Origin of the sequence: Tepidibacter thalassicus DSM 15285, assembly GCF_900129915.1 — a bacterium.
Lineage (GTDB): Bacteria > Bacillota > Clostridia > Peptostreptococcales > Peptostreptococcaceae > Tepidibacter > Tepidibacter thalassicus.
In genome coordinates, this window is sequence record NZ_FQXH01000054.1 from 1 (window position 1) to 1,184 (window position 1,184).

3 protein-coding genes and 1 rRNA gene are annotated in these 1,184 nt (G+C 24.0%); 1 reads left to right on the top strand and 3 read right to left on the bottom strand.

What is annotated here, in order from left to right; genetic code table 11:
- The coding region (locus BUA19_RS11385) for a helix-turn-helix domain-containing protein (RefSeq protein WP_178137509.1) at positions 1-247 on the bottom strand (247 nt) is incomplete at its 3' end.
- Positions 248-550: 303 nt separating this feature from the next.
- Between BUA19_RS11385 and BUA19_RS11390 the strand changes: the two genes are divergently transcribed.
- Positions 551-748, top strand: coding sequence for a hypothetical protein (locus tag BUA19_RS11390; RefSeq protein WP_072726597.1), 198 nt, complete (start codon positions 551-553; stop codon positions 746-748).
- A 91-nt stretch (positions 749-839) separates the two neighbouring features.
- On the opposite strand, the gene BUA19_RS12055 is transcribed toward BUA19_RS11390, so the two are convergent.
- Positions 840-971: a hypothetical protein gene (locus BUA19_RS12055; protein WP_278280470.1), complete on the bottom strand. Its 132-nt coding sequence runs from the start codon at positions 969-971 to the stop codon at positions 840-842.
- A 133-nt stretch (positions 972-1,104) separates the two neighbouring features.
- A 5S ribosomal RNA gene (rrf, locus tag BUA19_RS11395) occupies positions 1,105-1,184 on the bottom strand; the annotation flags it as partial.

Consider the following 1,184-nt stretch of genomic DNA (forward strand, 5'->3'; position numbering starts at 1 on the left):
CTCTAATAGCTTCTTTTAAAGTTGCATTGGATACTTCATAAAGCCATTTATATCCTTCTGTTTTTTTTAATTTAGTAAGTTCTTTTCCCAATTCTACAACTGATAATCTTTTACCATATTTCTTATAATTTTCTATTTGCTTTGCTAATGCCCAATTATAAACGAATCTCATTGAACCTATATGTTTATACATTAAAACTTCTTGTTGTTTTGTTGGATATAATCTTATAATTAATCCTCTAATCATCTTTAGTCAACTCCATAATCATCTTCTTGACTTTGTTAGCTCTTTTACCTTGAAGTTTAGCACTAATTCTTGCTCATATTTTATCCCAATTTCTTAAAGTTTACTCTATTTTCCCAATTAATTTAGCAAATAAAATCACCTCTTGATACTATTACAATCTATAAATTATTAAAAACCAAGTGGTTTTTATAATATTTTATAATGTTTTCTTAACTGTTTTACTTCCCCTTTAAATTATTATTGCATATTATTATTGTATTTTTGAAAAAATAAAATTAAATAATAATAAGGTGGTGTATTCTTATGAACGATAAACTAAATCACTTAAAAAAATTATATGAAGACGGATATAGATGTATATATTATGATTCTAACAAAAATGAAGTATTTACAGTTTACTTAAAAAATTTTGAACAAGAAAAAAGTGAAGTGATAGAAATAGAAAACCCTCAAGAATTCAATGAATTCAAATCATATATTGATGATTTAAAAATTCAATAACAACACCTTCATATATATAATTTCCCACTTGTAAATAAAAAAATCTTTTTCAATAAAAATATTTAAGGAGCCTAAAGGCTCCTATATTTTTTTATAGCACTTTTTCTTTTCTTATACTATTTACAACTTTTTTTATAAGGTCCATCAATTCTTTTCTTTGTATTTCATCTTTATTTATTTTAGATATATAATTATTAAAATATAATATTTTCTTATTATTCATTTCATCACATCCCATAATAAATATGTATTTTTATATTTCTATTTTTTATCTTTATTTCCTTCTTTATTTAACTAAAATTTTAGTTAGTTAAATAAAAAAATAAACAGGATATGACTTTAAATAAAAAAAGATTACGTGGCTACGTCCTACTCTCCCAGGAGGTCTCCCTCCAAGTACCATCGGCGCTGAGGAGCTTAACTTCTGTGTTCGGAA